General features: G+C 46.2%; 21 protein-coding genes and 1 pseudogene. 8 read left to right on the forward strand and 14 right to left on the reverse strand.

Annotated features, from left to right (window positions below; translation table 11 throughout):
* Positions 1–226: 226 nt before the first annotated feature.
* Genes ACYIA1_RS04975 through ACYIA1_RS04985 form a run of 3 tightly spaced genes read left to right on the forward strand, consistent with a single transcriptional unit; the run spans position 227 to position 2,021 of the window.
* Positions 227–817 carry a thymidine kinase gene (locus ACYIA1_RS04975; protein ID WP_005857603.1) on the forward strand — a complete coding sequence of 197 codons (591 nt, stop codon included), beginning with the start codon at positions 227–229 and terminating at the stop codon, positions 815–817.
* 49 nt (positions 818–866) lie between these two features.
* Positions 867–1,613: a 23S rRNA (guanosine(2251)-2'-O)-methyltransferase RlmB gene (gene rlmB, locus ACYIA1_RS04980; RefSeq protein WP_008778406.1), complete on the forward strand. Its 747-nt coding sequence runs from the start codon at positions 867–869 to the stop codon at positions 1,611–1,613.
* Positions 1,614–1,640: 27 nt separating this feature from the next.
* On the forward strand, positions 1,641–2,021 hold the full coding sequence (locus tag ACYIA1_RS04985) for a RidA family protein (protein WP_005862903.1): 381 nt from the start codon (positions 1,641–1,643) through the stop codon (positions 2,019–2,021).
* Between the two features lie 126 nt (positions 2,022–2,147).
* On the opposite strand, the gene ACYIA1_RS04990 is transcribed toward ACYIA1_RS04985, so the two are convergent.
* Entirely contained in the window at positions 2,148–3,998 is a 1,851-nt protein-coding gene (locus ACYIA1_RS04990; protein WP_121960744.1) for a YgiQ family radical SAM protein, read from the reverse strand.
* Positions 3,999–4,152: 154 nt separating this feature from the next.
* Between ACYIA1_RS04990 and ACYIA1_RS04995 the strand changes: the two genes are divergently transcribed.
* Positions 4,153–5,154: a malate dehydrogenase gene (locus tag ACYIA1_RS04995; protein WP_005862899.1), complete on the forward strand. Its 1,002-nt coding sequence runs from the start codon at positions 4,153–4,155 to the stop codon at positions 5,152–5,154.
* Between the two features lie 84 nt (positions 5,155–5,238).
* Here the strand turns inward: ACYIA1_RS04995 and ACYIA1_RS05000 are convergent, their stop codons facing one another.
* The 5 genes from ACYIA1_RS05000 to ACYIA1_RS05020 form a co-directional block, all read right to left on the reverse strand.
* Positions 5,239–6,393 (reverse strand): carboxymuconolactone decarboxylase family protein, encoded by a 1,155-nt coding sequence (locus ACYIA1_RS05000; protein WP_413646658.1) that lies wholly within the window; start codon positions 6,391–6,393, stop codon positions 5,239–5,241.
* A gap of 198 nt (positions 6,394–6,591) precedes the next feature.
* Complete coding sequence (locus ACYIA1_RS05005; RefSeq protein WP_480334575.1) at positions 6,592–9,084, reverse strand: S9 family peptidase; 2,493 nt, start codon at positions 9,082–9,084, stop codon at positions 6,592–6,594.
* 11 nt (positions 9,085–9,095) lie between these two features.
* Positions 9,096–9,677: a class I SAM-dependent methyltransferase gene (locus tag ACYIA1_RS05010; protein WP_122145079.1), complete on the reverse strand. Its 582-nt coding sequence runs from the start codon at positions 9,675–9,677 to the stop codon at positions 9,096–9,098.
* A complete protein-coding gene (gene ispE / locus ACYIA1_RS05015; RefSeq protein WP_008779736.1) occupies positions 9,674–10,489 on the reverse strand; it encodes a 4-(cytidine 5'-diphospho)-2-C-methyl-D-erythritol kinase in 816 nt (271 codons plus the stop codon). The genes ACYIA1_RS05010 and ispE overlap by 4 nt, the downstream gene beginning before the upstream one ends.
* A 637-nt stretch (positions 10,490–11,126) precedes the next feature.
* The gene (locus ACYIA1_RS05020; RefSeq protein WP_005857583.1) at positions 11,127–11,513 is read right to left on the reverse strand and encodes a helix-turn-helix domain-containing protein; all 387 of its coding nucleotides are present in this window, start codon (positions 11,511–11,513) and stop codon (positions 11,127–11,129) included.
* A gap of 127 nt (positions 11,514–11,640) precedes the next feature.
* On the opposite strand from ACYIA1_RS05020, the gene ACYIA1_RS05025 reads away from it, so the two are divergent.
* Complete coding sequence (locus ACYIA1_RS05025; RefSeq protein WP_172606882.1) at positions 11,641–11,958, forward strand: hypothetical protein; 318 nt, start codon at positions 11,641–11,643, stop codon at positions 11,956–11,958.
* A 410-nt stretch (positions 11,959–12,368) separates the two neighbouring features.
* Here the strand turns inward: ACYIA1_RS05025 and ACYIA1_RS05030 are convergent, their stop codons facing one another.
* Complete coding sequence (locus ACYIA1_RS05030; protein ID WP_005862883.1) at positions 12,369–13,784, reverse strand: MFS transporter; 1,416 nt, start codon at positions 13,782–13,784, stop codon at positions 12,369–12,371.
* Positions 13,785–13,807: 23 nt separating this feature from the next.
* On the reverse strand, positions 13,808–15,124 hold the full coding sequence (locus tag ACYIA1_RS05035) for a bifunctional folylpolyglutamate synthase/dihydrofolate synthase (protein ID WP_057328339.1): 1,317 nt from the start codon (positions 15,122–15,124) through the stop codon (positions 13,808–13,810).
* A gap of 83 nt (positions 15,125–15,207) precedes the next feature.
* Here ACYIA1_RS05035 and ACYIA1_RS05040 point away from each other — a divergent pair, with 83 nt between their 5' ends.
* Positions 15,208–15,465: a TIGR03905 family TSCPD domain-containing protein gene (locus ACYIA1_RS05040; protein WP_480334578.1), complete on the forward strand. Its 258-nt coding sequence runs from the start codon at positions 15,208–15,210 to the stop codon at positions 15,463–15,465.
* On the opposite strand, the gene ACYIA1_RS05045 is transcribed toward ACYIA1_RS05040, so the two are convergent.
* From ACYIA1_RS05045 to ACYIA1_RS05065, 5 genes and pseudogenes are all read right to left on the reverse strand, one after another.
* The gene (locus ACYIA1_RS05045; RefSeq protein ID WP_005862877.1) at positions 15,455–16,138 is read right to left on the reverse strand and encodes a response regulator transcription factor; all 684 of its coding nucleotides are present in this window, start codon (positions 16,136–16,138) and stop codon (positions 15,455–15,457) included. The genes ACYIA1_RS05040 and ACYIA1_RS05045 overlap by 11 nt on opposite strands.
* 24 nt (positions 16,139–16,162) lie before the next feature.
* On the reverse strand, positions 16,163–17,683 hold the full coding sequence (locus ACYIA1_RS05050) for a sensor histidine kinase (protein WP_008779740.1): 1,521 nt from the start codon (positions 17,681–17,683) through the stop codon (positions 16,163–16,165).
* Between the two features lie 83 nt (positions 17,684–17,766).
* Complete coding sequence (locus ACYIA1_RS05055; RefSeq protein ID WP_480334581.1) at positions 17,767–20,148, reverse strand: hybrid sensor histidine kinase/response regulator; 2,382 nt, start codon at positions 20,146–20,148, stop codon at positions 17,767–17,769.
* Between the two features lie 95 nt (positions 20,149–20,243).
* The gene (locus ACYIA1_RS05060; protein WP_036612620.1) at positions 20,244–21,125 is read right to left on the reverse strand and encodes a helix-turn-helix domain-containing protein; all 882 of its coding nucleotides are present in this window, start codon (positions 21,123–21,125) and stop codon (positions 20,244–20,246) included.
* A gap of 296 nt (positions 21,126–21,421) precedes the next feature.
* Positions 21,422–21,502, reverse strand: a pseudogene (locus ACYIA1_RS05065) (cysteine hydrolase); the annotation flags it as partial.
* 183 nt (positions 21,503–21,685) lie between these two features.
* On the opposite strand from ACYIA1_RS05065, the gene ACYIA1_RS05070 reads away from it, so the two are divergent.
* Positions 21,686–24,052, forward strand: a complete 2,367-nt coding sequence (locus tag ACYIA1_RS05070) for an outer membrane beta-barrel family protein (RefSeq protein WP_087344920.1) — start codon at positions 21,686–21,688, stop codon at positions 24,050–24,052.
* A 76-nt stretch (positions 24,053–24,128) separates the two neighbouring features.
* Here ACYIA1_RS05070 and ACYIA1_RS05075 read toward each other — a convergent pair whose 3' ends face one another.
* Complete coding sequence (locus ACYIA1_RS05075) at positions 24,129–24,740, reverse strand: MarC family protein (protein WP_005857556.1); 612 nt, start codon at positions 24,738–24,740, stop codon at positions 24,129–24,131.
* A gap of 168 nt (positions 24,741–24,908) precedes the next feature.
* Here ACYIA1_RS05075 and ACYIA1_RS05080 point away from each other — a divergent pair, with 168 nt between their 5' ends.
* Positions 24,909–26,234 carry a PhoH family protein gene (locus ACYIA1_RS05080; protein WP_005857480.1) on the forward strand — a complete coding sequence of 442 codons (1,326 nt, stop codon included), beginning with the start codon at positions 24,909–24,911 and terminating at the stop codon, positions 26,232–26,234.
* The last annotated feature ends 63 nt before the right edge of the window (positions 26,235–26,297 follow it).

Raw genomic sequence — 26,297 nt, forward strand, 5'->3', positions numbered from 1 at the left:
AGGCGGATTTTTACTGAACCGGAAGATACCGTCGCTCAACTGGAAAATAGACCGGCCCAACCTTAATTTATAACGAGGCGGACGATGGATGCCTTATACCGTGTATCACTATAGGCAATGCCCACTGCAACGCCTGTGCAGTGACAATTAGAACCGGTGATACGGTGAGTAAGCTTCCGCGGTTCCGCTTTTTTATGTACTTTTGCCGGCAAAAAAGGAGAAAGTAATGACATTGCCTTCAGAAGAACATATATTCCAGTATCCGGGACAAGGGCGGATCGAGGTGATTTGCGGTTCCATGTTTTCCGGTAAGACGGAGGAGCTTATCCGCCGTTTGAAGCGGGCTAAATTCGCCAAGCAGCGGGTGGAGATTTTCAAGCCTGCGATCGATACCCGTTATTCGCAGGATAACGTGGTCTCGCACGATAGTAATTCGATTCCTTCTACTCCGGTGGATTCTTCCTCCAGTATCCTATTGTTCACTTCCGAGATCGATGTGGTGGGGATAGACGAGGCCCAGTTTTTCGATGAGGGATTGGTAAACGTGTGCAATCAATTGGCCGCTAACGGTATCCGGGTGATCGTGGCTGGGTTGGACATGGACTATAAGGGAGTTCCTTTCGGTCCTATGCCGGAGCTATGCGCTATCGCCGATGAGGTGACGAAAGTGCATGCCATCTGCGTGAAATGCGGACGTTTGGCTTACGTATCCCATCGTATCGTGGGAAATGATAAACGGGTCTTTTTAGGGGAACAATCCGAATACGAGCCTTTATGCCGGGAATGCTATGCGAAGGCTGAAGGTTTGAAGAATTGATTATTTATCCCTACATTTGTGAAATTAATAGTTTTGCGTTATATAAAGTATGAAAGAAAACGAGATGGTGTTCGGCATTCGTGCCGTGATTGAGGCTATACAGGCTGATAAGGAGGTAGATAAGATCCTTGTGAAAAGGGATTTACAAGGGGATCTATCCAAAGAGTTATTTGAGGTACTGAGAGGCCGTGAGATACCGGTACAACGTGTTCCGGCTGAACGCTTGGATCGTTTGACTCGAAAGAATCATCAGGGGGTGATCGCTTTTATGTCGGCGGTTACCTACCAGAGCTTGGAAGATATCATTCCTTTTGTGTATGAGCAAGGAAAAGATCCTTTCATCGTATTGCTGGATGGGGTTACGGACGTGCGTAATTTCGGCGCTATTGCCCGTACCTGCGAGTGTGCGGGAGTCGATGCGATTGTGATTCCGGCAAAAGGAAGCGTTTCGGTAAACGCCGACGCGATCAAGACCTCTGCCGGTGCCTTGCATGTATTGCCGGTTTGTAAGGAGAAGAGTATCAACCAAGCGATCCGTTTCTTGCAGCAAAGCGGGGTGAAGGTATTTGCCGCCAGCGAGAAAGCGGCGGAGAATTATACGGCGGTGAAGTATGAAGGACCGGTAGCGATCGTGATGGGAGCGGAGGATACGGGTGTGTCTCCGGAGAACTTGCGCATCTGCGATAATATGGTAAAGATTCCGCAATTCGGAACGATTGGCTCCTTGAATGTATCTGTAGCCACTTCCATTCTGGTGTACGAGGTGGTTCGCCAACGTATGAACGAGCAACAATAATAATATGTATATAAACTAAAGAAGAAAATGAAGAAAGTTATCGCTACAAAAAACGCTCCCGCCGCTATCGGTCCGTATAGCCAAGCGGTGCAAGTAGGCAATATGCTGTTCGCTTCCGGACAGCTGGGTATCGATCCTGCTACGGGACTTTTCGTTGAGGGATCCGTAAAGGAACAAACCGCCCAAGCGTTCAAGAATGTTCACGCTATCTTGGCAGAGGCAGGTTATAGCATCAATGATGTCGTAAAAACAACCGTATTTTTAGCGGATATGGGCGACTTCGCCGTTATGAACGAGGTATACGCCTCTCAGTTCGAAGGTGCGTTTCCCGCACGTTCGGCGGTAGCCGTTAAGACACTGCCGAAGAATGGTTTGGTAGAGATCGAGGTGATCGCCGTGAAAGAATAATCATAAGGAATAACGAGAGTAGTCTCATCGCTAGTCGAGACTACTCTCGTTATCCATCAAGACTACTCCCGTGATACGATGCGACTACTCTCGTAATTCATCGATACAGCTAATCTCAAAAGCCTATTATCTTCTTTTTCTGGGAGCGGGATTCATGTCACCCCTCTGTCCGAATAATTTCTCAATCAAATCCTTTCGTCCCATCTTTTGCAATACTTGCATGATCTGACGGCGTGACTCGGGTTTATACCAGAAGAAGAACTGGCGTTGTGCCAACTTTTGTTCTTTTGAGCGGGCCGTATATACTTTCTCCAACGTATAAGGATGATATCCGGTATAATACATCTCCGTAGCCAATGTCATCGGCGTAGGCGTGAAGTCTTGTACTTGCTCCAACTGGAAATGCAAGCTCTTGGTGATCACCGCCAGCTCCGCCATATCCGCCTCGGTACATCCCGGATGGCTGGAAATGAAATAGGGGATGAGTTGCTGGTTCAACCCATATTGCCGGTTTACCTTATCGAATATCTTCTTGAACTGTCCGAATTGCGAGAAAGACGGTTTACGCATTTGTTTCAACACCTCGTCTTGCGTATGCTCCGGGGCCACTTTCAAACGGCCGGATACGTGGCGGGCGATTAATTCCTCGGTATAGGTTTGAGCTGCCTTGTTTAAAGACTCATCCGCATAACGGTGCAATAACAGGTCATAGCGTACACCGCTTCCGATAAACGACTTCTTGATCCCGGGAAGTCTATCTACCGCTTTGTAGATATCCAGTAGCGGCGTATGGTCCGCGTTCAAGTTCTTGCAAACGACGGGGGAGATACAAGACGGTTTCTTGCATTTGGCGCAAATCCGCTCATCTTTCCCTTTCATACGGTACATATTGGCGGAAGGGCCTCCCAGATCGCTTAGATATCCCTTGAAATCCGGCATTTCGGTAATCGCTTTCACTTCCTTCAAGATCGATTCCTTGCTTCGGGAGGCGATGAACTTCCCTTGATGCGCCGATATGGTACAGAACGCGCATCCTCCGAAACAACCCCGGTGGATATTCACCGAGAACTTGATCATCTCGAAAGCCGGTATCACTTTCCCTTTATATTTGGGATGCGGCAAGCGGGTGTAGGGAAGGTCGTAGGAGGCATCTATCTCCGCTTCCGTCATTGGAGGGAAGGGAGGATTCACCACAATCACTTGCTTTCCTACCTTTTGCAAGATACGTGAGGCATTGTACTTGTTGGATTCCTCTTCGATATGCCGGAAATTCTTCGCTTGTTTCAATTTATCTTTTAGGCATTCCTCGTGTGAGAAGAGCACGATATCATCGTCTTTCGCATCCTCTTTGTCTGCCAGATAAACCGTTTGGCGGATGTCCTTGATCTCGTTGAAAGGAATGCCGGACTTTAGGCGGCGCACCAACTCCTTGATCGGCTTCTCGCCCATGCCGTAAATCAATAAATCGGCCGGGCTACTGGCAAGGATTCCCGGTAATAGCTTATCTTGCCAATAATCGTAATGCGTAAGCCGGCGTAATGAGGCCTCGATGCTACCCAATACGACGGGGACATCCGGATACAATTCTTTCAGTATTTTAGTATAGACAATGCTCGGATAATCCGGGCGCATTCCCGGACGTTGGTCCGGCGTATAGGCGTCGTCGCTGCGTAATCGCTTATTGGCAGTATAATGGTTGATCATTGAATCCATGGCACCGGCGGATACACCGAAGAAAAGCCGGGGAACGCCGAGCTTCTTGAAATCCCGGTAATCTCCCCGCCAATCCGGTTGCGGTACGATCGCTACCCGTAATCCTTCCGCTTCCAATACACGACCGATCACGGCCGCCCCGAAAGAGGGGTGATCCACATAGGCGTCTCCCGAGAAAAGGATCACGTCGAGGTAATCCCATCCCCGTGCCTCGACTTCTTTCTTCGTTGTGGGCAACCAATTGTCTAGTTTAAATGTTTTCATAATACAAAGGTACGTGATAATCTTGGAATAATCATAGAGACGCTATTCATAACTTTTATTTATGGGGGATTCGTTTTTATGATTAGGACAAGAGTTCTCAATCTCGTATCTTTGTGTCGAAAAGAAAAATAAACATTTAAAAACAAGGTTTCTTATGAAAACACTCACAGACGAGAAGCTGACGATTGTCGGCGCAGCAGGTATGATCGGTTCTAATATGGCACAGACCGCTATTATGATGGGACTAACTTCCAACATTTGTTTGTACGACCCTTACGCACCGGGTTTGGAGGGAGTTGCCGAGGAATTATTCCATTGTGGTTTCGAGGGTGTAAACATCACTTTTACCTCAGACATCAAGGAGGCTTTGACTGGCGCTAAATATATCGTTAACTCCGGTGGTGCCGCAAGAAAGGCAGGTATGACCCGTGAGGATCTCCTAAAAGGAAACGCCGCTATCGCCGAGGAGTTCGGCAAGAACGTAAAGGCTTATTGCCCGGACGTAAAGCATATCGTGGTTATCTTTAACCCGGCGGATATTACCGGTTTGATTACCTTATTGTATTCCGGCTTGAAACCTTCTCAGGTTACGACGTTGGCCGCATTGGATTCTACTCGTTTACGCAGTGAGTTGGCAAAACATTTCGGTATCTCTATGGATCAGGTTGAGAATTGCCGTACGTATGGTGGCCATGGCGAGCAAATGGCTGTTTTCGCCTCTACCGCTAAAGTGGATGGTAAACCTTTAACTGAGCTTATCGGTACGGATGCCTTGACGAAAGATCAATGGGCGGAGATACAGACAAAGGTTACGAAGGGTGGCGCAAACATTATCGCCTTGCGTGGCCGTTCTTCCTTCCAAAGCCCGTCGTATGTATCTATCGAGATGATCGCTGCGGCAATGGGTGGTAAACCGTTCCGTTGGCCGGCTGGCGCTTATGTATCAAACGGTAAGTTCGATCATATCATGATGGCTTGGGAGACCTCGATTACGAAAGACGGCGTAACGTTGAAAGAGGTGCATGGTACACCGGAAGAAGAGGCTGCCTTGGAGAAGAGCTACAAGCACCTTTGCGCTTTACGTGACGAGGTGATCGCTATGGGTGTGCTTCCCGCTATTTCCGAATGGCATAAATTGAATCCGAATATCAAATGATCGAATAACAAGTAATTTAGATTTTCATGGATATATGGAATCCCCGCTTAGATGGCTTCGTGCCGGAAAGCGGGGATTCTTGTTTTATTTTATCTTTAGTCCGGGGATCAGGGGCGTGCTATCTACCAGTTCCAACTCTTGCACCATCTGTAATGTTCCTTGTTTGTATTTCTGGAAATGGGGCGTTTGGATATGGCTTTTATAAGCGTCTTGATCTGCGTAAATCTCTAGAATGGTTACTTTATGCGGATGTTCTTTCTCCGATACGGCATACAGTGTAAGAACACCCGGCTCTAGACGCATGGAAGCCTCGATCTCTTCTTTCAGAAAGGCGTTATAACGCTCCAACTGGGCGGGATCGACCGTGATCTTGGATAGGCGGACTAAGTTCTTCTCAGGGGCGGGCTGAGAGGACTCCTTAATGATCTTCAACGCTTTGATAGCGGAAGGGAAGCCGATATAAGGAAGACATTGTATAACCGCTGCCGTTAAGGTCTCCTTGCTATTGCCGGCCAGTAAGTTCCCTTCGAGATGCGAGTGTAGTTGGCTTTCGGCTTCAAGGGTCGTTAGTATGCAATAAGCCAGTAACTCCCGGGTTTTCAGGTCTAGCCCGTTGCGAGTATAGATATCTCCGAAGCAGAATTCTGTGAGGAATCGCTCTACTTCCGGACCCATATTTCCCGGGACGTTCCTCATGGCCTCTTTGATTCCCTCGCCGTAAAGCCGGCTTTGTATGGCTTGTCCTTTCTCGTGGCGATCTTCTTCTGTAACGGTAGCTTGTCTCTCCAGAGGCAAAGCGATGCCTTGTTGCTTAAAGACTTCGTTGATGGTATTTAAGGCATTCAATGTCTTCGGGAAACCGATGAACGGGGCACATAGATATATTGCCTCCCGTAGCTCGATGGGAGTGACGCCTACGTTTAGCGCCGCTTTGGCGTGGGCGTTCAGTTGGGGCAAGGTTTGCATCGTGGCTAATACGGTGCAAGTGATAAGCTCCCGGGTCTTTTTATCAAGATCTCCTGTGCGGAATACCTCCCCGAAGATGAATTTCTGGAGAATGTCCATCATTTCCGGATCTGTTCCTTGTCCGGTCAATGCCTCGCCTCCGAATAGCTCGGTGTAATTCTTTTTACAGCGTTCGATTCTGTCCATATTTTGTTCTGTTTTAGAAGTTGGGATATCTTGTGCGAAGGCTGGTATGAAGCCTAGCAGGAAGAGTGCGATTGCTTTTGTTTTCATGAGGATATCGTTATTGTTTGACATCACAAAGATATTCGGATTTATCTCAAGTATATGTATATATATTACGGATCTTTGTATCAAAATTACCGTTCGTAAACGAAGCTGATCCGGATGACAGCCGGGGTTGAGCAAACGAATAAAGCGCCTGCGATTCCCTTGCGGGAGACACAGACGCTTTCGTTCAAATAAATATTCTTATAAAGTACGATCCGGATATAAGGCTTTCCACCATTCCGGCTCGTCTTTCAGCCATTTGGCGAACCATGCGTAGATGGTATTTTGCCAGCCTATACGTTTCTGATAGCCTACGATACCATGATTCTCGCCATCCACCTGCACGAATTCCACGGTCTTTCCTAGGATCTTCAAGGCGGCGAACATCTGGATACTTTCCCCGATGGGTACGTTCGTATCGGCGTTGCCGTGAAGCAATAGGAGCGGGGTCTTGATCTTATCGGCGTTGAACAACGGGCTTTGCTTAGTAAAGAACTCCGGGGCGTTCCAAGGATAAGTGCCGGCATTCGCTACGGAGCAATAGCCATATCCCCAATAACCTTCTCCCCAATAGCTACTCAACGCGCTGATACCGGCATGGCTGATAGCGGCGGCGAAAATGTCCGTACGGGTTTGTAGGTATTGTGTCATGAATCCGCCGTAGCTGGCACCGATGCAACCGATCTTCTTCTCGTTCACGAACGAATGCTCCTTGCAGAACAGCTTGGTGCCTTGGATGATCTCATCGGCGGTCTTCAGGCCCCATGCGTTCACATGGCGGGCGGCGAATTCCTGTCCGAAGCCCGTTGTTCCACTCGGATTCAAGGTGTAGACCACGTATCCGAGAGCGGCGTACATATGCATGGAATAACGCATCTCCAGCGCACGGTTCGTCGGGGAAGTACCGCCATAGTAATAAACGATCATCGGATATTTCTTATTCGGATCGAAATGAGGCGGCAGGTAATAACGGCCTTGGATAGTCGTACCGTCATCCGACTTGAAGTTCCAGTCGTGTACCTCGCCCAAGGCGATATCTTTTAATTTATCTTGCGAGAGATCATACACCAAGCAGTTCTTTCCACCTTTCAGGTCGTAAGCGTAAAGGCGGTTGGCGTTGGATGCGCTCTGTCCGTAATAGAAAAGAACCGGGGCGTTGTCGGCCAACGCATACGACATGATAATATCCTCGGAGGCGGCTACTTGCTTGATCTTTCCGTTTGCCGGGTCGCACGTATAGATCCGTTGATAATCCTCATCCTCACAGAGGATATAGATTTGCCCGTTGAAGCGGTTCCATACGGCATCGATCACGTTCGGATTGAAATCCTTGGTGAGAGGGGAGGCTTTACGGCTTGCCAGATCGTATAGGAATAACTGCCCGTCGTACGAGTTGGAGATCTGTCCTTGCTTGATATTTCGTCCGATTCCGTCGAAAGCGTCGCCTGCCCCAGCTACCAATAACTGTTTACCGTCGGGCGAGAAGGCGGCTTGGTTTACGTACGGGGCTTTCTCCCAGATCGTATCGATCGCCATGGTCTGCAAATCCAATTTATAAAGGGAGTTGCGGGAGTGCGGCAAGGAGGTGTACACCCGGTCGCTGGTGCTGAACAATAGATAGCGGCTATCAGTGCTGATATCATTGATATAAGTGTCCGTATGCCCGAAAGTAAGTTGCTCGTACAAACCTGTTTTTAAGTCATACCGCCAGATAAAGGAGCGGTCACGGAAACCCGGGATACGGTCTGCCGGCTCTAATACACGGATCAAGTCCGTCCCTTCCTTGGGACCTTCCTCTTCTACGGTATAGAGAAGCGTGGACTCATCGGGGGTGAATACGAACCGCCCTTTCGGAAGGTTCGGGACTAATACCGTTTGTTGGTAGGTAGACGGATCTACGGTTACCAACTCCGTACCGTCCAGACCGGTGCGGGTGTAATACAATCGATTGCTTTTAGGCATCCATTTGGCGGTTGTCAAGAAACCTCCGTCTTGCAATAAGACCCGTCCCGTAGCGGCATCCATCAATTGCCCGTACGATTCGCTCTTGCCCTCCGGGAACCGGTTGACGTATTTTACCAAGGCATACTTCCCGTTCGGGGAGAGACTTACGCCTTGGAAATCCTTTCCTTCTATGATATTCAGAAGGGTGTAGCGTTTCTCCGGGTTCAAGGAAGCTACGACTTTCGCTTCTGCCTCGCTTTTGAAGGTAGCCTTTAGGCTGGGAGGACAAGTGTCTGTTTCCGCTGTCAGGTATTTAACGACTACTTGATAGCGGCGGGGTTCCATCACCAACTCGGAGGAGGCTCCGACCGGTTTATCATTGACGAATACTTCGAACGCCCCGGGACCCGATATATCGAGCGTGCCTTTTACGTACCGGTCGCTGTTCAAGAAGAAAGAGAATAGATGTAGGGCATATCCCTTTTGCGGGGCGGCGAAGGTGATCGCGCCTGCCGTGTCAGCGTCGAGTACCGTGGCGTTCGCAAGCGTTTGCTCGAACGGTAAGGTCGCTTTTAATAGATTCTTCGCCTCGAAAGGCTTGCCGTTTACGTTGAGGCTGTCCGCTAGGATCGGCTTGTTGACCGTAAACGGGCCTGCGTGCTGGAATTGCGTTACTTTCACGTCTTCCATGGCGTAAAGCGAAAGGGCGGAAAGAAGCAATGCCGGAATTAAGTTAGTTTTTCTGTTCATATATAATTAGTTTAGGATAAACGTTTTCCGCAAACGATGTAAAGCTGTTCGGTATCCTCTACGACGAGCGGAAGAAGATAAGGCTCCATCAATGCCGCCACCTCTCGGGCCGGGGGCAAGGGCAGCGATAATCGATCGGCGTGCCGATGGTGGTGCGTATTGATCTTTTCCTTGCTCTCGCTGTGGCAGATAACCAATTTACCGCCGGGCACGAGCAAGTCGCTCATATGCTCGATCAACCGTTCCGGCCGCATGAAATGCGGGTAGGCGCTATACAGGATAATATAGTCGAATCCTTTCCCCTCGTAGCTCATAGCGTCCTCTTGGAGGAACTCGATGAGCGGATGATCCGGATATTTCATGCGTGCTTTCTCGATCATTTGGCCCGCTATATCGATAGCTACGATTTGGCGGGGTTCGTACGGCAGCAGGTAACTTTCCAATATCCCCGTGCCGCAACCGACATCGAGGATGCGGGCGTTCTGCCGCAGGTTGGTACGATCCAATATCGTCCGGATCTTTCCCGGATCATGTACGCAGACAGCATCCCAGCGTTCCGCCATCGTATCAAAAAAGGTCTCTATTTGATTCATGATAATTGTCCTTCCCATAGAAAACAATCGCTGAACAGGGATTGTTCCTTGAAATGGGTTGGTTTTTCGAACAAACCGAACACGGACGATCCGGAGCCGGACATGGCGGCATATAAGGCGCCTCCCTCGTATAAGGTATCCTTGATCCGCTCGATCACGGGATGTCTCGGGAATACGCTTCGCTCGAAATCGTTCACCATCCGCTCTTTCCATTCGGATACCGGTAGCCGGATGATCTCTTTCAAGGAGGTCTCGGGCGCGGCGGGTGTTACCATCGAATAGGCTTCGGGGGTGGAGACGGCTACATCCGGTTTTACCAAGCATAGATAATAATCCTTCAAGGACAAGTCCACGGGCTCGAATTGGTTTCCCGTGCCGGTCGCGAATACCGGCGTGTTACGGATAAAGAACGGGCAATCGGCTCCGATGGTGGACGCTATCGCCTCCAACTCATCCGGGTGAATATCCAAACCGCAGAAATCATTGACCAGCTTCAACATAAAAGCGGCATCGGCGGAACCTCCTCCAAGCCCGGCGCCAAAAGGTATCGCTTTCAACAAATGGATCTCTAGCGGGGGAATCTCGTATCTCGTCTTTAGGGCGTTCAGCGCTTTTATGACGAGGTTCTTCTCTTGGGGAGCGTCTACCGGGATTCCGGTTTGCGTGAAACAGGTCCGATCCGAGGCGACGATCTCGAGGGCATCCCTCACGGGGATCGGATAGAAGATGGTCTCTATATTATGATAACCGTCCGGACGTTTGCTTACCACGTTCAGACCTAGGTTTATCTTTGCGTTCGGGAAACAGATCATAGTATTTAATGTTTGTTTTATGTGATACGCGAAGATAAGAAGATATCCTTATAAACGTTCTGTTTTATCGGGTGAACTATATATGGCTTTAATAAGGGGCCCACGATGGGCATCATGCGTAAAAGAGTAGGTTTGACGTTTTGACATTCTGTAATCTAAACTCCCGGAGAAGCGTTTTTTCCGGGCCAAGGTACGCCTTGCTTCCGAAAATGGCATAGAATAATAGCATCTGGTTGTCTTGTAGTGTTTTATGGAAATAGGCCTTTTTATTCTAGCGAGATTAATTCATCGTATCTCATATTTTTAGGTGAAAATAGCCATTTTATACGGGTGTATCGATCAATTCTATAGGATGCGAGGGCTGTTTCTTCCGTATGTATCGCCTAATACATACGGTTGCGTTACCTAATACATACGGTCGTGTTGCCTAATACAGCCTTTTGTATTACCTAACTCTATTACTTTTGAGTCCAAACAGGGGTATTTAGGCAAGAAAAAGAGGGAAGACGTATGATTTCATCATAGGTCTCTCCCTCTTTTTCTCTATTTGTAAAAAGGTCTTGACATCGTTATTCTGTTATTTCGATCATAATGTCAAGATTATCTCATTTTCGCTTACGGTCTCTATAATCGATACTTATTTATCCTTTATGATTTCATGGAGCATGGCAACCTTTTCTTGCTCGGCCTTTAATAATCGTTCGTAAAGCTCGACTATTTTATCGATGGGATTGAATGTTTGATTTTGAACATTTCCGCTTGCGTTATCTTGCCACGTGCCGGAAAAAATATTGATAGATGTCCCTTCATTCAATTCCGTGATCGCCTCTATCGGAATATCCAAAGCTTTCGTGACCTTTTCCAATACCTCAGGTTCCAATTCGTCTTTTTTCTCGTAGCCGGATAAGGTGGCTTGTGATACCCCAATTTTGTCGGCGAGCACTTCTTGTTTGATGCCTCTCCATTCTCTCCAACGTTTTAAGTTGGCTCCATGACTATTTCTTTTGGTAAATGTTGTTTCCATGTCAGTTTTTATTGATCCTGTCACAAAAATAAGTATTAAATCTGAGTTATCTTACTATCATGTCAGATATCCGGGGTAACCGCACCCAATTTTATTCATAGCCAGAGAAACATAAATTCATCGTAATTTGTTAGGTGTCTATCATGATGATCCTGCATTACCGACAATACGTAGTCAGATATATCATTTATCCCTGTCATCTGATAATATTAGTCGTGACATTGATATTTTATCAGGGGGATTGATGGTATATCAGCAGGCGGTAAGCTTATTTTGTCTGCGAATGATAAACACAGAAATCAATGGAAACTCAAAATCAATATCCTCAAAAGGATTATTCCGAGATAATAAGCTTATCCCATCAAGTAATTGGTTTGCCGGTAAGGAAAGCGCAGATGTTATTGAAGGATCTGGATTTATGTATGATCACTTATACGTGGAATGACGTAAGCCAGATTACATTGGAAGTCGTGTTCAAAACCTCCACGCTCACTTGCCTTTTTAATCAAAACGACATTTGTGAAGCTGTATATCTATTCTTAACTGATAATAAGGATCTAATGAAATATATAAGCCACTGCGTTAAGACCTATACATATGATTTCCTTTTGGATGGCTGGACCACGGATAAATGCCACATTTCAATATGCCGTTCCGAAAATCAAGGGTGTTTTTTATTAATATTACCGCTAAAAAAGATTTTATGAATAAGGCATATTGTAGTTGTTTCGCTACTCCTCTTTTTCAAACGAACTTTTTGTGTGTTCCAATGACGATGGTTTTCAGTCATCAAAAAGACAGGCGCGGTAAATCAAGTTTACAGCGCCTTCCATTTATTTAGGGTTATGAGCTTTATTAAGGCTCCGCGATCATCTCTTTAGCGATTATCTCGGCCTCGGCTTTATCGGCGTCCTTTTGGATGTTCGGCAATTCAAGGCCGTAGCCTTTGATCCGGTCCTCACGTTTCAACATCAAGGCGATGAAGAGGGCGAGTACACCGAAGCAGGTGAAGACTGCCATCGGTATCGTATAGTCGTAAGCCGGTTTGCCCGTACCATTGTCTATTTTGCAATACGTATCCAATATCCAGCCGATTAATAAAGGAACCATACTCAGACCGATATTCTGTACCCAGAAAATCAAGGCATAAGCCGTGCCTAATTGCTTCTCCGGGATAATCTTCGGAACAGATGGCCACATCGCCGATGGAACCAAGGAGAAAGCGATACCCAATACGATCATCACGATTGTCGCGAACCACCACTGATTCAAGATCGGAAGTGTGAATAATAAATGCACGCCGATCAACATCAAGGCACCATAGATCATGATCGTCGCCCCTTTACCCTTGCGGTCGTATAAGTTACCGAAGAACGGAGTCAGAAGAATCGTGCCGAAAGGTAAGATAGCCGGGATGTTTCCCGCCAACTCCGGATCTACGTTATATTTATTGACCATCAAGTCCGTAGCGTATTTCAAGAAGGGGAATACGGCCGAATAGAATAATACGCAAAGCAGAGCGATCAACCAGAAACCCTTATTGGTAACGATCAATAAGATATCTTTCAAACGGAAAGGCTCTTCCTCCTCGGCTTGCTCGATAGCATCCATCGAAGCGTCCAGCTTGCGATCCATCACGCAAAATACGAGGAAGGCGATCAAACCGATACACAACATACAAAGACAAAGCAAGATAGGAGCGGAGATGCTACCGAAGTACTTGGCGGCGGGAACCGTGATAGATAAAGCCAAGGCCGTACCCAAACGAGCCGTAGCCATCTCCAAGCCCATAGCCAACGCCATCTCTTTTCCCTTGAACCACCGTACGATAATCTTAGATACCGTGATACCGGCGGTCTCCACGCCGACACCGAAGATCGCGTATCCGAGGGCGGCCACCATCACTTGCGCTTTCCATCCGAAAAGCTCTCCTTCCATCGTAAACGCGTCCGAGATGGCGTAATATTTAATGGAACAACCGATAATCATCAAGATACAGGAAGCGACACCCGTGAAACGGACACCCATCTTATCCAGAACGATACCACCAATAATCAACATGAAAAGAAATACGTTGAACCAACCGTAAGCGCTGGTGAACCAACCATATTCCGTACTCGTCCAGCTTAGCTGTTCTTCCAACATCGGTTTAAGCGGAGCCATTACATCCGTAAGGAAGTATCCGCAAAGCATCGTGAATGCCGCCAAAGCGAGTACACTCCAGCGTGCGACTTTCGAGTCGCTTAGTTTCTGATGAATTTTTTCTATCATGATATTTGTTTTATAGAGTTATATTATTTGTATTCGTCTTCTTTCATGAACAAGGGGAGAGCGTCCGCTACGATAAAGGTGCTTCCGCCGATAAAGATCAAGTCATCCTTGTCGGCACTTTTTAACGCTTTCTCGACCGCCTCTTCCACCGTTTCGCAAAGGACTCCGGGCAGTCCCTTCCGCATGGCTTTCATGGCGAAATCCTTTACGGGCATCGCTCTCTCCACGGAGGCCTGCGTGAAGAAATAAGAAGCATCTGGTGGCATCAAGGATAATACGCCGTCGATATCCTTGTCGTTCACCATACCGACGATCATATAAATTTCGCGGAAACGGCTTCTCATGGCATTCAGGTGTTCCGCTATGTGTTTCCATCCACCCACGTTGTGCCCGGTGTCGCAAATGACGGTCGGTTTTGTCCGCAAGGTTTGCCAGCGGCCCATCAAACCCGTCAGTTGGGTCACGTGCCCGAACCCTTCATGGACGGCCTCGGGCAGGATGTCAACGCCGCACTTCTCGCGGAGCAGGTGCAGGGCGGAGAACACCGTGATGGCGTTGGCTTGTTGTACCTCTCCGGCAAGCTCGCCGATCACCTCGCCGTATTCTACGGAGGGGAACTTCCAGTGTACCATCGACAACCCTCCGGTCCCCTCCAGCATTCCCATGCTCAAGGCGTAGTGGAAGGGTGCTCCTGCCTTTCTCGCCTCGTTCTGGAAGAGGTCGAAAACGGAGCGTTTCTCAGCCTCCCCCAGAAGGACGGGTACGCCTTTTTTGATAATGCCGGCTTTCTCCGCCGCTATCTTCTCCTCCGTATTTCCCAAGAATTGCGTATGATCCAGACTGATATTCGTGATGATACTCAAGATCGGAGTGATAATGTTCGTACTGTCCAAACGACCGCCAAGCCCGACCTCGATAACCGCGTAATCTACCTGCTGGTCGCGGAAATACTCAAAAGCCATACTGGACGTCAGCTCGAAGAAAGAAGGATGGAGAGGCTCGAAGAAAGAACGATGGCGTTCGACGAAATCGACCACGTAATCTTGGGAGATCTTTTTCCCGTTCACCCGGATGCGTTCCCGGAAGTCCACTAAGTGGGGAGAGGTATAAAGCCCGACCTTGAAACCGGATTGCCGGAGAATGGCCGCCAATAGATGGCTGACCGAGCCTTTGCCGTTTGTCCCGGCTACATGGATGGTCTTATAGGCTTTATGGGGATTTCCCAGATAATCATCTAGGGCGATACTTGTACCAAGACCGGGTTTGTAAGCGGAAGCTCCGCTGTGTTGGAAGACCGGGATGCTGGTATATAGATAGTGTAGCGTTTCCTCGTATGTCATGTTTTTGTAAATTAGATGCTACAAATGTAGTTAAATTTATTTATACCTTTGCGACTCGTTTATAAAAAGGAGAGAAAAAGAAAATGGAAACACAACGTATAACCTATACGCCTCAAGGAGGCGTTTGTTCTAAGTTGATGGTGATCGATGCGAAGGAGGACGTGATCGAGAATGTGCAGATTGTAGGAGGTTGCCACGGTAACGGGCAAGGCATGTGCGCCTTATTGAAAGGTATGCGCATCGAAGACGCTATCGGCCGTTTGTCTGGCATCGATTGTCATGGAAGGGGAACTTCATGCCCGGACCAGATGGCACAGGCATTGAAGCAATTCAATCGATGATCAGCTTATATCCGATTCCCCGGATATTCAAAATCTTGATAGACTCGTCTTTCGATAACTTATGACGTAGCTTGGTGATAAAGACATGCAGGCTGCGTGCGTTGAAGAAAGAATCATCTCCCCAAAGGTCTATCAAGATCTCTTTCATCGGTAATACTTGGTCCTTATTGTCGCAAAGGCGCTTCAATATCTCGGATTCCCGGTTGCTGAGGAGTTGTTTCTCTCCCCGGTAGACCAATGTCTGCGTGATGGAATCGAACGTATAAAGCCCGATACGGAAAGAGGTGGCTTCCGGTCTTTGGACGGACACCTTATGCAGTAACGCCTTGATGCGTACGATCAATTCCGCCATGCCGAAAGGCTTTTTCAGGTAATCGTTGCCGCCTGTCTCGAAGCCCTCTACCACGTCGTTGGCCGCGGAACGGGCCGATAGGAATAGGACAGGGGTGTGCGTATCCGTCTTACGGATCAATTTGACCATCGTGAAACCATCCATCTTGGGCATCATGATATCCGCTACGATAATGTCCGGGTTGATCTCCGCATAACGGGAGAGGCCCTCCTCGCCATTCGCCGCTAGGGTGATATCGAACTCGTTCCCATCCAGCGTATCCTTGATGATCATGGCCAATGTAGGCTCGTCTTCTACTAGTAGTACTTTTATCTTTTCCATATTTGATACTTGATTTTCGGATTATTATTTAAAATGCAGGGTAAAGGTGGAGCCTTTGCCGGGGACGCTTTCCACACGGGCTGTTCCTCCATGTTTACCCATCATGTCTTTTACGTAATATAATCCTAGGCCATAACCTTTCACGTTGTGGATATTCCCGCTGGGAACCCGGAAGAACTTGTCGAATATCTGCCGCTGGTTGGCTTCGCTGATACCCGGGCCGTTATCGGTTATGGAGATTGTCGTTTCGTGATCGTCTTGCCGGGCTGTCGCTTCGATGCGGCAAGGTTCCTTGTCGGCGTATTTGATTGCGTTATCGATAAGGTTGCTCAACATATTATATAGGTGGGTACGATCGGCCACCAATTCTATATCCTCGGGGATGGAGCAAGTAAACTCCACGGGTTTGCTCGCTTTCAGTTTGTATTGCTCGATGAGGGAGTTCACCAACTCGTTTAATGAGATGGTTTCGGGGCGCAAGCGGAAGGTACTGCGGTTCTCTACGGCGAGTGTCAAAATTTGTTCCACCAATCCGGTAAGATGGATAAGTTGGTCTTTAACGATCGTCAGGTATTTCTTCTGTTTCTCGTTGACGGGATCGCTAAAGTTCAATAATGCGTCTACGGCGGCATAGCTGACGCTGATCGGGGTTTTCAGCTCATGCGTCATATTGTTGGTGAAATCGGTCTTCAATTCTTCCACGGTCTTTTGCTTTAAGATGGTGCGGAGTAAGTATATGAAAGCGCAAATGATCAGCAAAAGCAATAGGAAGGAGGAGATCAGGATGCCTTTCATCTGGGTGAGTATCACGCTGGCCGGCGATTTGAGGAACAGGCGATATTGTAACGTGCTCTCGTTATGGAGCGGGTAATCGAAATGCACGGGGTTTTTCCACGTAGTGAATCGTTCTGGCTTGTCCAGATGCATCCAACCCTTCTCGTCCCCGTTGTTTGGTTTATAAATCGTTACCAGCTCATGTTCCGTTACGATATTTCTTGCCTCCAGTTCCGAGGTTAATAATTTGTTGTAGGTCTTGAAATCAATTGGTTTTATAGAATCTATATTCGCGTGCATCGCTTGCTGCACCATGTCCTCCACCTCGCCGATTACATATAGGTAATCCGTTAGGGTAGAGTCTATCGAGCTAAAGTCCTCCTCATCCCCGTAATCGATATGTAGTTTCATGTGTGAGTCGGGATTTGCCGTCTTGAAGATATCTTCCCGGTTAAGGTCAGGATCTTCTTTCTGCGGATGGATCGAAGCTTTTGCGTCCATCTTCTGCTTATTAGACGGATCTAGCTCTGAGCTGAAGTACACATCTTGGGTTTGAGGTCCCAGCGCTCCCTGTTCTTTTTTGATAGATCGGATGCGCAGGAACAACTCCTTATAGTCGGCGATCTTCATCGCTTCCTCTATATTGATCTCCATCTGTTTATATAATGTATCATATAAACCTTTCAGCCAGTATCCTTGGAAAACCAAAAGCCCGGCCAGCGATAGGACGATCAACAAAGCGATTAACTTAAAACGAAGTCTGATGTTCATGAAGTCTCTTTATGCTTATAATCGAATTGATCGCTAAAAATAGACAATTTTATTACATGAACTTTTAATACGCAAGATAAACTTTATGCGGGCGCTTGTAAATATTTACTAAGGATGCCCATCAACGCCCCAATATCAATCGGTTTAGCCAAATGATAATTCATGCCCGCTTTGATAGCGTTTGTCACGTCTTCGGAAAAAGCGTTGGCGGTCATGGCTATAATTGGCATATGTGCGATATCCCTTCGTTGGAGGGAACGAATCTGCCGGGTCGCCTCATAACCGTCCATGATAGGCATCTGGATATCCATCAGTATTATCTGGTAAAATCCTTCTTCCGATTGGGCGACTTTATGTACGGCGTCGAGCCCATTTATCGCCGTATCGATAGTGATACCGGTGCTGCCGATGATCTCTACGGCGATCTCACGATTTAACTCGTTATCCTCCACCAGCAAGATGCGCTTGCCGGAATAATCGACGTTTGATAACTTGAATGGGCGGATCGGTTCCGGCTGGTCTCCTTCGTCAAGGAAAGATCTCAATACTTGGAGTAGCTTGGACTTATAGAGAGGCTTGGTGATGAATCCATTGGCCTTAACCTCCTTAGCCTCTGCCTCATATTCCTCAAGATCGTATGCGGAGAGAATGATGATCGGTACGTCCGCTCCCACGAAACGTCTGATTTGCCGGGTTGTTTCAATGCCGTTCATTTGAGGCATCTTCAAGTCAATGATCACGGCGAAATACTCTTTCTCCGCTAAATGATGCTGTCGTACTTTTTCTATAGCTTCGCTACCTGAGTATACGCATTCACTGTTTATCCCGATCTCTTGCAAACAGCTAGACGTGTTTAGACAAGCGATCTTATCATCATCTACCACAAGAACCTCTAAACCTTCTACCTCTATCTTATCATCGGGCTTCTGATCCCGGCAAACCAATGGCATGTCGATGGTGAAGCGGGAACCTTTGCCATATTCACTCTCCACCTTGATATCTCCTCCCATCATCTGAATGATCTTATGGCTGATCGACATCCCGAGGCCAGTGCCTTGTATCCTCTTGATCTCATCATCGCTCGCACGCTCGAAAGGCTCGAAAATCTTATCCAGAAACTCCGGTTTCATACCTCTTCCGTTATCCTCAAACACGAATTGATAATTTCCGATGCCATTATGAGGGTCCTTCTCGTAGATCTCTATCGTGATTCGCCCATTCTCCGGCGTATACTTAATTGCGTTCGAGAGGATATTCATCAATACCTGCTTGATACGCTGCGTATCACCTTTTACATTCTCATGCCTCAGGTTCTTGACGTGTATATTTAAAGTTTGTTGTTTGTTTTTGATCTCCGGTTGCATCATAACGACCAAGTCTTGCAAGAGCTCACCCACATTGAACTCATCCTCCGAAAGAATTAACCTGCCACTTTCGATCTTGGACATATCGAGAACCTCATTAATCAGACTCAATAATAATTTAGAGGCTCCATTGATTTTTTCCATACAATCTAGTATTCTTTCATGTTCATCTACATGGGCTTTGGCTATAGTCGCCATTCCCATGATGGCGTTCATGGGTGTACGGATATCGTGACTCATGCGGGCGAGAAAATCAGATTTGGCTTGGTTGGCTTGTTCCGCCGACTTTAGTGCTTCTTTAAGTTGCTTTGACTGTTTCTCCAGTTTCTTTTGCAACTCCCTCTGTTCGGTAATGTCGGTGATATTGATGTAAACGATAAGATAGATAGGCTCGTTGCCTTCCCAGCCGATACATTCCCCGTTCAACTGTAGCCAAGCGCCGTTGCCGTTTTTGTCTTTCGACTGGATAACGAAATGTACAGGTTCCCCTTTTAGCATACAGGAGATATGTGCGTTCATCGTATTACGGCTTGTTTCATCTAAACGGGAGAAAGGACTGAAAGATAAAAAAGAATTTTTATCGATACCAGAGAAGTCCATATATTTATCATTTGCCTCCAGCAATGTAAAACTGCCGTCTTTATGTACTTTATGCTTGGATATGAAGCCGGGGATATTATCATAAGTGATCGTTTGCTCGATCCGCCTTCGCATTACGTCCTCTACATCGGTCATTACCGTATAGGAGATAGGGATGCCGTCTTGTAGTTGGTCGGTAAACGTTGAGGTGATTTTAGTCCATCTTTTTCCTTTTCTCGTTGGCATCTGGATAACGGTTTCGTAACCGCTGGCTTTATTAGCTATCGTCTCGTAAACATTCTTGGATAATATATTCCAAGCTTCATCATAACCTTTAAAATACAAATCGGGTTTATTGTGGAAAAGAGCTTCATATTCTTCTTTGGGGTAACCTATCATATCGTAATAGAAGTCATTTGCCCATAAAAGTGTGAAATGCTCATCCAATAAATGTTTGCTAACGCTAGCTCCCGTAAGCCCCATCAATAAGTTGTATTCTAGATCCGTCTCTCGCCCTTCCATCGTATGTCTTTTTATATTATCCTACAAAAGTAAAAATTATAAAAGGTACCCTTGAAATTCTTCTTTTTGATAATATGTTCCGTTTTTGCTTTCAGCTAGTCGGATGTTTTCTGGTAACAAGAATAGGTATACGATTTACCCCTGTATTCTTGTGGAGTCATGCCTACATTTCGACGGAAGAACTTATTAAAGAACGATAGATTATTAAAGCCGAGGTCCATCGCTATGTTCTTGATTTCTCGGTTGGTCCCTTTCAACTGAGCCTTAGCGTCTATGATTATTGTTTGCGTGAGGATCTCTTGAGGAGTCTCTCCGATCGCTTTTTTGATGGATGTCGAGAAATAAGAGAACGTGAGGCCCAACTTCTCGGCATAAAACGATACGTTATGCTCTTTCGTATAGTATCTCAATACCATATTTAGGAACTCTTGATAGATTTGTAACGGACGTGTAAGTTCCTGTTTCTCTAATGGGTAATTTTTACTGTATATTTCTATGATACCTTGACTACACATCATGAAAATGGCCTTTATCATCTCTTTATTGTTCAAGATATCGGGATATACGGCATATTGATAGAGAAGCTCGTAGAAGTTCGTGATCAGGTTGGCCCTGTTTTGGGATATTTTTATAATCGGATACCTGTAAATCATCAGTAGATAACCCATCGTACTCTTGATAAAATTGGTGTAACACATAAAATCGAAAGAGAACGCTATGAAATAGATCAAGATGTCGGGGGATATCTCATGTATTTGTATGCGACTATTGGGCAATAGCGTTACAACATTGAGTTTCGAAGTGGTCAATTCTGACATATTGATAGTTGAGCGTATTTGCCCTTCCATGCAAAGGATAAAGACCCCGGCTTTTATCTTACAAGGAATATTTATAAACTCCTTGAGTTCATCGGCGGATATGTATTTACCAACCATAAAGTCCGTAGGTGAATCAAGGCAGAGGAACTGTTTATCCATATTGTAAGATTTTTGACGTCAAATATAAATATTAATTGAAACTCAAATGTTGTAAAAGGAAATATGGAACATATTATCCCAAAAAATAGTTAGCCAAGACTAAAATAAGATCCTTTACACCCATAAACTTGAACGGTTGCGCCGGCTTAAAGTCTTGTGCGACCAGTCGCTACCATCCCGTTTGTTCCCGAATAAACTACTCTTGTACACATGATTTTCAACTTTTAATAGGTTATCTTCAAATATTTGATTGATATATCAACAGTTAGAACCTCTTAATGTTCAGTTTACGTTTTCGCATCAAAGAGTACGGCGGCTTCGAAACCTTTTTCCTGCAATTCCCTTAGGTGAGATTTAGCACGAAGGATACCATTCATACTACTTTTCCGAAGGTGTTTTCCAGATTATCTTGTTCCTCTTTGTTGGGTTTGATAATTGGCGATAAGACTAAATAACATTCCTGATAAGACAAGGTAAGACTTCGTAAGTGAGTGGTAACATAGTTTCTTTTAAGAATACGTTTCTTTTGTATGAACGAAAAATGATAAAAACAAACCGATATGAAACGTACTATTTACTACATGATTTTATGCTTGCTGATGAGTCTCGGTGAGATTATGGCACAAGGTATTTCCGGGAAGGTGATGGATGGCAAGGAACAGCCGGTAGATGGAGTGGCGGTGATTTTACAGACCCTCGACTCTGTATATGTGGATGCCGTGGTTACCGATACGCTTGGGGATTTTCGATTGAATCATCCGCTAGACCAGTCGTATCGACTTATTTTCCAACACATCTTATATAATATGGTAGAGAAAGAGATAACTACCGCCAACGTAGGTACGGTGGTGCTGGAGGAGAAAGATTATCAGTTGGCTGAGATTACCGTAAAGGGAGAACGCCCGCAAGTGAAACTGGAGGGAGGCAAGCTGACGTATGATGTCCCTCAACTGATGAAGGATAAGACTGCCACGAACGCTTTTGAGATCATCAAGGACTTACCAGGGCTTATCGAGCGGAATGATAATCTGGAACTGGTAGGGGCCAGTCGTTTGAATATAATCTTGAATGGGCAGTTGACGACAATGTCGGCAGATCAATTAATCCAGTTACTGAAAACTATGCCGGCCTCAAGGGTCGAAAAGGCTGAGGTGATGTATAACGCTCCAGCTAAATATAATGTCAAGGGGGCGTTACTCAATGTCGTATTGAGTAAGAATGAGTCCGAGACTCCTTCTTGGCAAGGTGAAACGGGTGTGGATTACACCCAATATCGCCATGCGGGGGGAGATGCGCATGTGAATTTACTTTATACGAATAAGGGCTTTAGCATAGATTTCCTGTTGAATGGTAATAAGAGACGGGATGTGATGGGGGAGGATATGTTGGCCCGCCATACATTAAATAGTGGTATGACGGAAATAAGCCAACATAATCGGGCCCTTGTCCATGTAAATAGAGGAACGGTTCGTTTGGGAATGGATTATACGTTTGCGAATGAGGATAAACTCTCTTTGGCATATTATCTGAAGGGAGATAAAGTCTTATCGGACCGTGATGCCTTTACCTCATATCTGGATCTGTCGAAGCCGGAAAATAAAAGTGAGAGTACGAGCTTGGTCCGTGATGACGGGCACTCCGCTATTCATAATATACGTTTACAGTATGACGGACATGCCGGGATATCGGCAGGAGCGGATTTCACCCGTTATCATTCGCCCTCGGTACTTGATTACCAGGATACGAATACGAATGGTTCCCGGACTGATATGATAAATAATACGAGACAGGATGTATCCCGCTGGTCCGTATTCCTAAATAAGACACATAGTTTCGCTTCCGGGTGGGGATTGAATTACGGCGTGCATGGAGGTTACGCCTCGTCGAAAAACTATTCGGAGTATTTATATGAGCAAGGTGCTGGCTATGAGATGGACGAGGAAGCGTTGGAGGATAATACACAAAAGGAATACATCGCTGATATTTTCGCCGAGGTATCGAAAAGCTTCGGAGAGCGTTTCTCTGCTACGGTCGGGCTGAAAGGGGAGTATTTTAAGTCTGACTACGCCTCTAGCCGGGAAAATATGAACCTATGGAATGAGGGGGCGTTGTTTCCCACCGTATCCCTGAGCTATACGTTTTCTCCCCGACATATTTTACAGTTCGATATAAGTAGCGATAAGACCTATCCCGGTTATTGGCAAGTCTCCCCGCAAGTAACGCCTCTAAACTCTTACTCGGAGGTGGCGGGAAATCCCTTGTTGAAACCTTATCGCACGTATGAGGGGCAGATGGTCTATATCTTCCGCCAAAAGTATATGCTGGTAGCGTTCTGTGAATACACGCCGGATTATTTCGCCCAACTTCCTTATCAAAGCGATACGGAACTGAAGACCGTTTTTCGTTTCGAGAATATGGATTATAGTCTGGAAGCGGGATTGGCGGTGATCATTCCTTTTAATGTGGGTCGTTTTTGGAATAGCCGCATCACACTGCGAGGTTGGAGGATGCAAGAGAAGAATGATAACTTCCACGGCATCTCATATAACCGTGAGGCTTATCTCGGGTTAGCGCATATGAGTAACACATTTAACCTCTGTGATAAACCGAATTTAAAAATGACGATAGACGGCCAATACGTGACTCCCGGTGCCATCCAAGGTATATACGACTTGGGTTCCATGTATGAGATATCCGCTGGATTAAAATGGACTTTCTTGAATGACCGTGCCAGCTTGACACTTAAAGGAGACGATATTTTCGCCAGCAGCATTCCACGTACCATCAAGATAAACCAAGGCAATCAATGGAGCCGGATGAGGAAATTGAATGATGAGAGATGTCTGAAATTATCTTTTGTCTGGAAGTTTGGTGGTTACAAGGAGAGGGAACATGATTCGATAGACACATCCCGTTTCGGAAAATAATAGATGCCTTGTAGTTTCATCCTAATGAACTCTTTGTTTCAATAGGATGAAACTGGATGCTCTTCTAGAGGAAATCCTATATTGCTTTCGTACTCGCTTCTATCTGTTCCATTAGCAGGGTGATATTGCTCATGAATAATTTTACGGATATCGCCAATAAAATGATACCGAAGAATTTACGGATCAAGTAAATACCGCCTTTTCCTAAAACCCTTTCCACCTTCCGTGTCATACGAACCACGAAATATACCCATAGCATATTCAGTATTAACGCCACGATAATATTCACGCTGGCATATTCCGCACGGAGCGACAACAAAGTGGTGAACGATCCCGCTCCGGCTAGCAACGGGAATACCAGCGGCACCAACGTAGCTTCCTTGATCGGCCCTTGGTTCTTGAAAATCTCTATGTCGAGAATCATCTCCAAAGATAGGAGGAAGATCACAAAAGCGCCGGCCACGGCAAACGACTCGATGTCCACATGGAAAAGCCTGAGTAATATATCCCCGGCGTAGAAGAACCCTAATAACAATAGAAAGGAGATTAGGGTTGCCTTCAACGCATTGACATCCTTGCCTTTATCCTTTAGGTCTATGATGATGGGAATAGCTCCGATTATATCGATAACAGCGAATAATACGATGAATGCGCTAAGTATTTGCTGGAAGTTGAAATTTGTGAACATGACGTTATCCTCCTCTATTTTTTAATCCTCGTAAAGATACATATTTTTCCTTGAATTGGTCAATATGACGAAATTATTGGTGTGTGTAACTAATTTTAGCAGGCCTGAACTATCAACGTGTCAGAATTGTTCTTATATTAGAAGCAATAATCATTAAATCGAAAGGCCATGGGAGCAAAGAAGAATTTTGTGTTGGACACGAATGTCATATTACATGACTATAAGTGCATCGAGAACTTTCAGGAAAATGATATCTATCTACCCATCGTGGTATTAGAAGAGTTGGACAAGTTCAAGAAGGGGAGTGAGCAGATCAATTATAATGCCCGTGAGTTTGTTCGGGAGCTAGACTTATTGACCAGTAATGACCTGTTCTTGAAAGGCGCCTCACTAGGACCGGGAAAAGGTACACTCTATATCGTGACCGGTGATAAGTACCAGGAGAAAATAGCGCATTCTTTTCCGGATAAAACGCCAGATCACCGTATTTTGTCTTGTGCGTTGACGATCGCCGAGAAGAATCCGAAGATCAAGACAACCTTGGTCAGCAAGGATGTGAACCTTCGTATGAAGGCTCGTTCTTTGGGTATTCCCGTTGAGGATTATATCACGGATAAGGTCGTGAATGTAGATATTTTCGAGCGTGCGCAAGAGACCTATGAGAATATAGACCCCGATTTGATCGACAAGATCTACAGCTCTCCGGAAGGCGTGGACGCAGATTCGTTGGATATCAAGTCTAAGCTCGACCCGAACGAATGCTTTATCTTGAAAAGCGTACGTAATAGTGTATTGGCTCGCTACAATCCGTTTACGGATAAGATCAAGAAGGTGGATAAAGGCACGAACTTTGGTATCCAGCCCCGTAATGCCGAGCAGAGTTTCGCTTTCGAGGTGTTGAACGATCCGAATATCAAGCTGGTGGGGCTGACCGGAAAGGCCGGTACCGGAAAGACGTTGTTGGCGTTGGCCTCTGCCTTGAAACAAGCCGGCACGTATAAACAGATACTTTTGGCCCGTCCGATCGTCGCTTTGGCGAATAAGGATCTCGGTTTCCTTCCGGGTGACGAGAAGCAAAAGGTCGCTCCTTATATGCAACCTCTATTCGATAACCTGAACGTGATCAAGACTCAGTTTGCCCCGGGTAATCCCGATGTCCGTAAGATCGACGATATGCAGAAGAACAACCAGTTGGTGATCGAGGCGTTGGCCTTTATCCGGGGTCGTAGCTTGTCCGAGACTTATTGTATCATCGATGAGGCCCAGAACCTCACGCCGCATGAGATCAAGACGATTATCACCCGTGCGGGAGAGGGAACGAAGATGGTCTTCACGGGAGATATCCAACAGATTGACTCCCCATATCTAGACGCCCAAAGTAATGGCTTGGCCTATATGATCGACAAGATGAAAGGACAGGACTTGTTTGCCCATATCAACTTGATAAAAGGCGAGCGAAGCGAGTTATCTGAGTTAGCGTCAGATCTTTTGTAATTAATATAGGGAATTGAAGATTGAAAATAAACGCTTATGTGAAGCTTGATTTTTAATCTTCAA

The sequence above is a fragment of the Parabacteroides sp. KHUB-02 genome (genome assembly GCF_056640955.1).

Bases quoted from the DNA above. Each gene is read 5' to 3' on its own strand.
- ACYIA1_RS04975 (WP_005857603.1), top strand. From the start codon at position 227: ATGACATTGCCTTCAGAAGAACATATATTCCAGTATCCGGGACAAGGG.
- rlmB (WP_008778406.1), top strand. From the start codon at position 867: ATGAAAGAAAACGAGATGGTGTTCGGCATTCGTGCCGTGATTGAGGCT.
- ACYIA1_RS04985 (WP_005862903.1), top strand. From the start codon at position 1,641: ATGAAGAAAGTTATCGCTACAAAAAACGCTCCCGCCGCTATCGGTCCG.
- ACYIA1_RS04990 (WP_121960744.1), bottom strand. From the start codon at position 3,998: ATGAAAACATTTAAACTAGACAATTGGTTGCCCACAACGAAGAAAGAA.
- ACYIA1_RS04995 (WP_005862899.1), top strand. From the start codon at position 4,153: ATGAAAACACTCACAGACGAGAAGCTGACGATTGTCGGCGCAGCAGGT.
- ACYIA1_RS05000 (WP_413646658.1), bottom strand. From the start codon at position 6,393: ATGAAAACAAAAGCAATCGCACTCTTCCTGCTAGGCTTCATACCAGCC.
- ACYIA1_RS05005 (WP_480334575.1), bottom strand. From the start codon at position 9,084: ATGAACAGAAAAACTAACTTAATTCCGGCATTGCTTCTTTCCGCCCTT.
- ACYIA1_RS05010 (WP_122145079.1), bottom strand. From the start codon at position 9,677: ATGAATCAAATAGAGACCTTTTTTGATACGATGGCGGAACGCTGGGAT.
- ispE (WP_008779736.1), bottom strand. From the start codon at position 10,489: ATGATCTGTTTCCCGAACGCAAAGATAAACCTAGGTCTGAACGTGGTA.
- ACYIA1_RS05020 (WP_005857583.1), bottom strand. From the start codon at position 11,513: ATGGAAACAACATTTACCAAAAGAAATAGTCATGGAGCCAACTTAAAA.
- ACYIA1_RS05030 (WP_005862883.1), bottom strand. From the start codon at position 13,784: ATGATAGAAAAAATTCATCAGAAACTAAGCGACTCGAAAGTCGCACGC.
- ACYIA1_RS05035 (WP_057328339.1), bottom strand. From the start codon at position 15,124: ATGACATACGAGGAAACGCTACACTATCTATATACCAGCATCCCGGTC.
- ACYIA1_RS05040 (WP_480334578.1), top strand. From the start codon at position 15,208: ATGGAAACACAACGTATAACCTATACGCCTCAAGGAGGCGTTTGTTCT.
- ACYIA1_RS05045 (WP_005862877.1), bottom strand. From the start codon at position 16,138: ATGGAAAAGATAAAAGTACTACTAGTAGAAGACGAGCCTACATTGGCC.
- ACYIA1_RS05050 (WP_008779740.1), bottom strand. From the start codon at position 17,683: ATGAACATCAGACTTCGTTTTAAGTTAATCGCTTTGTTGATCGTCCTA.
- ACYIA1_RS05055 (WP_480334581.1), bottom strand. From the start codon at position 20,148: ATGGAAGGGCGAGAGACGGATCTAGAATACAACTTATTGATGGGGCTT.
- ACYIA1_RS05060 (WP_036612620.1), bottom strand. From the start codon at position 21,125: ATGGATAAACAGTTCCTCTGCCTTGATTCACCTACGGACTTTATGGTT.
- ACYIA1_RS05070 (WP_087344920.1), top strand. From the start codon at position 21,686: ATGAAACGTACTATTTACTACATGATTTTATGCTTGCTGATGAGTCTC.
- ACYIA1_RS05075 (WP_005857556.1), bottom strand. From the start codon at position 24,740: ATGTTCACAAATTTCAACTTCCAGCAAATACTTAGCGCATTCATCGTA.
- ACYIA1_RS05080 (WP_005857480.1), top strand. From the start codon at position 24,909: ATGGGAGCAAAGAAGAATTTTGTGTTGGACACGAATGTCATATTACAT.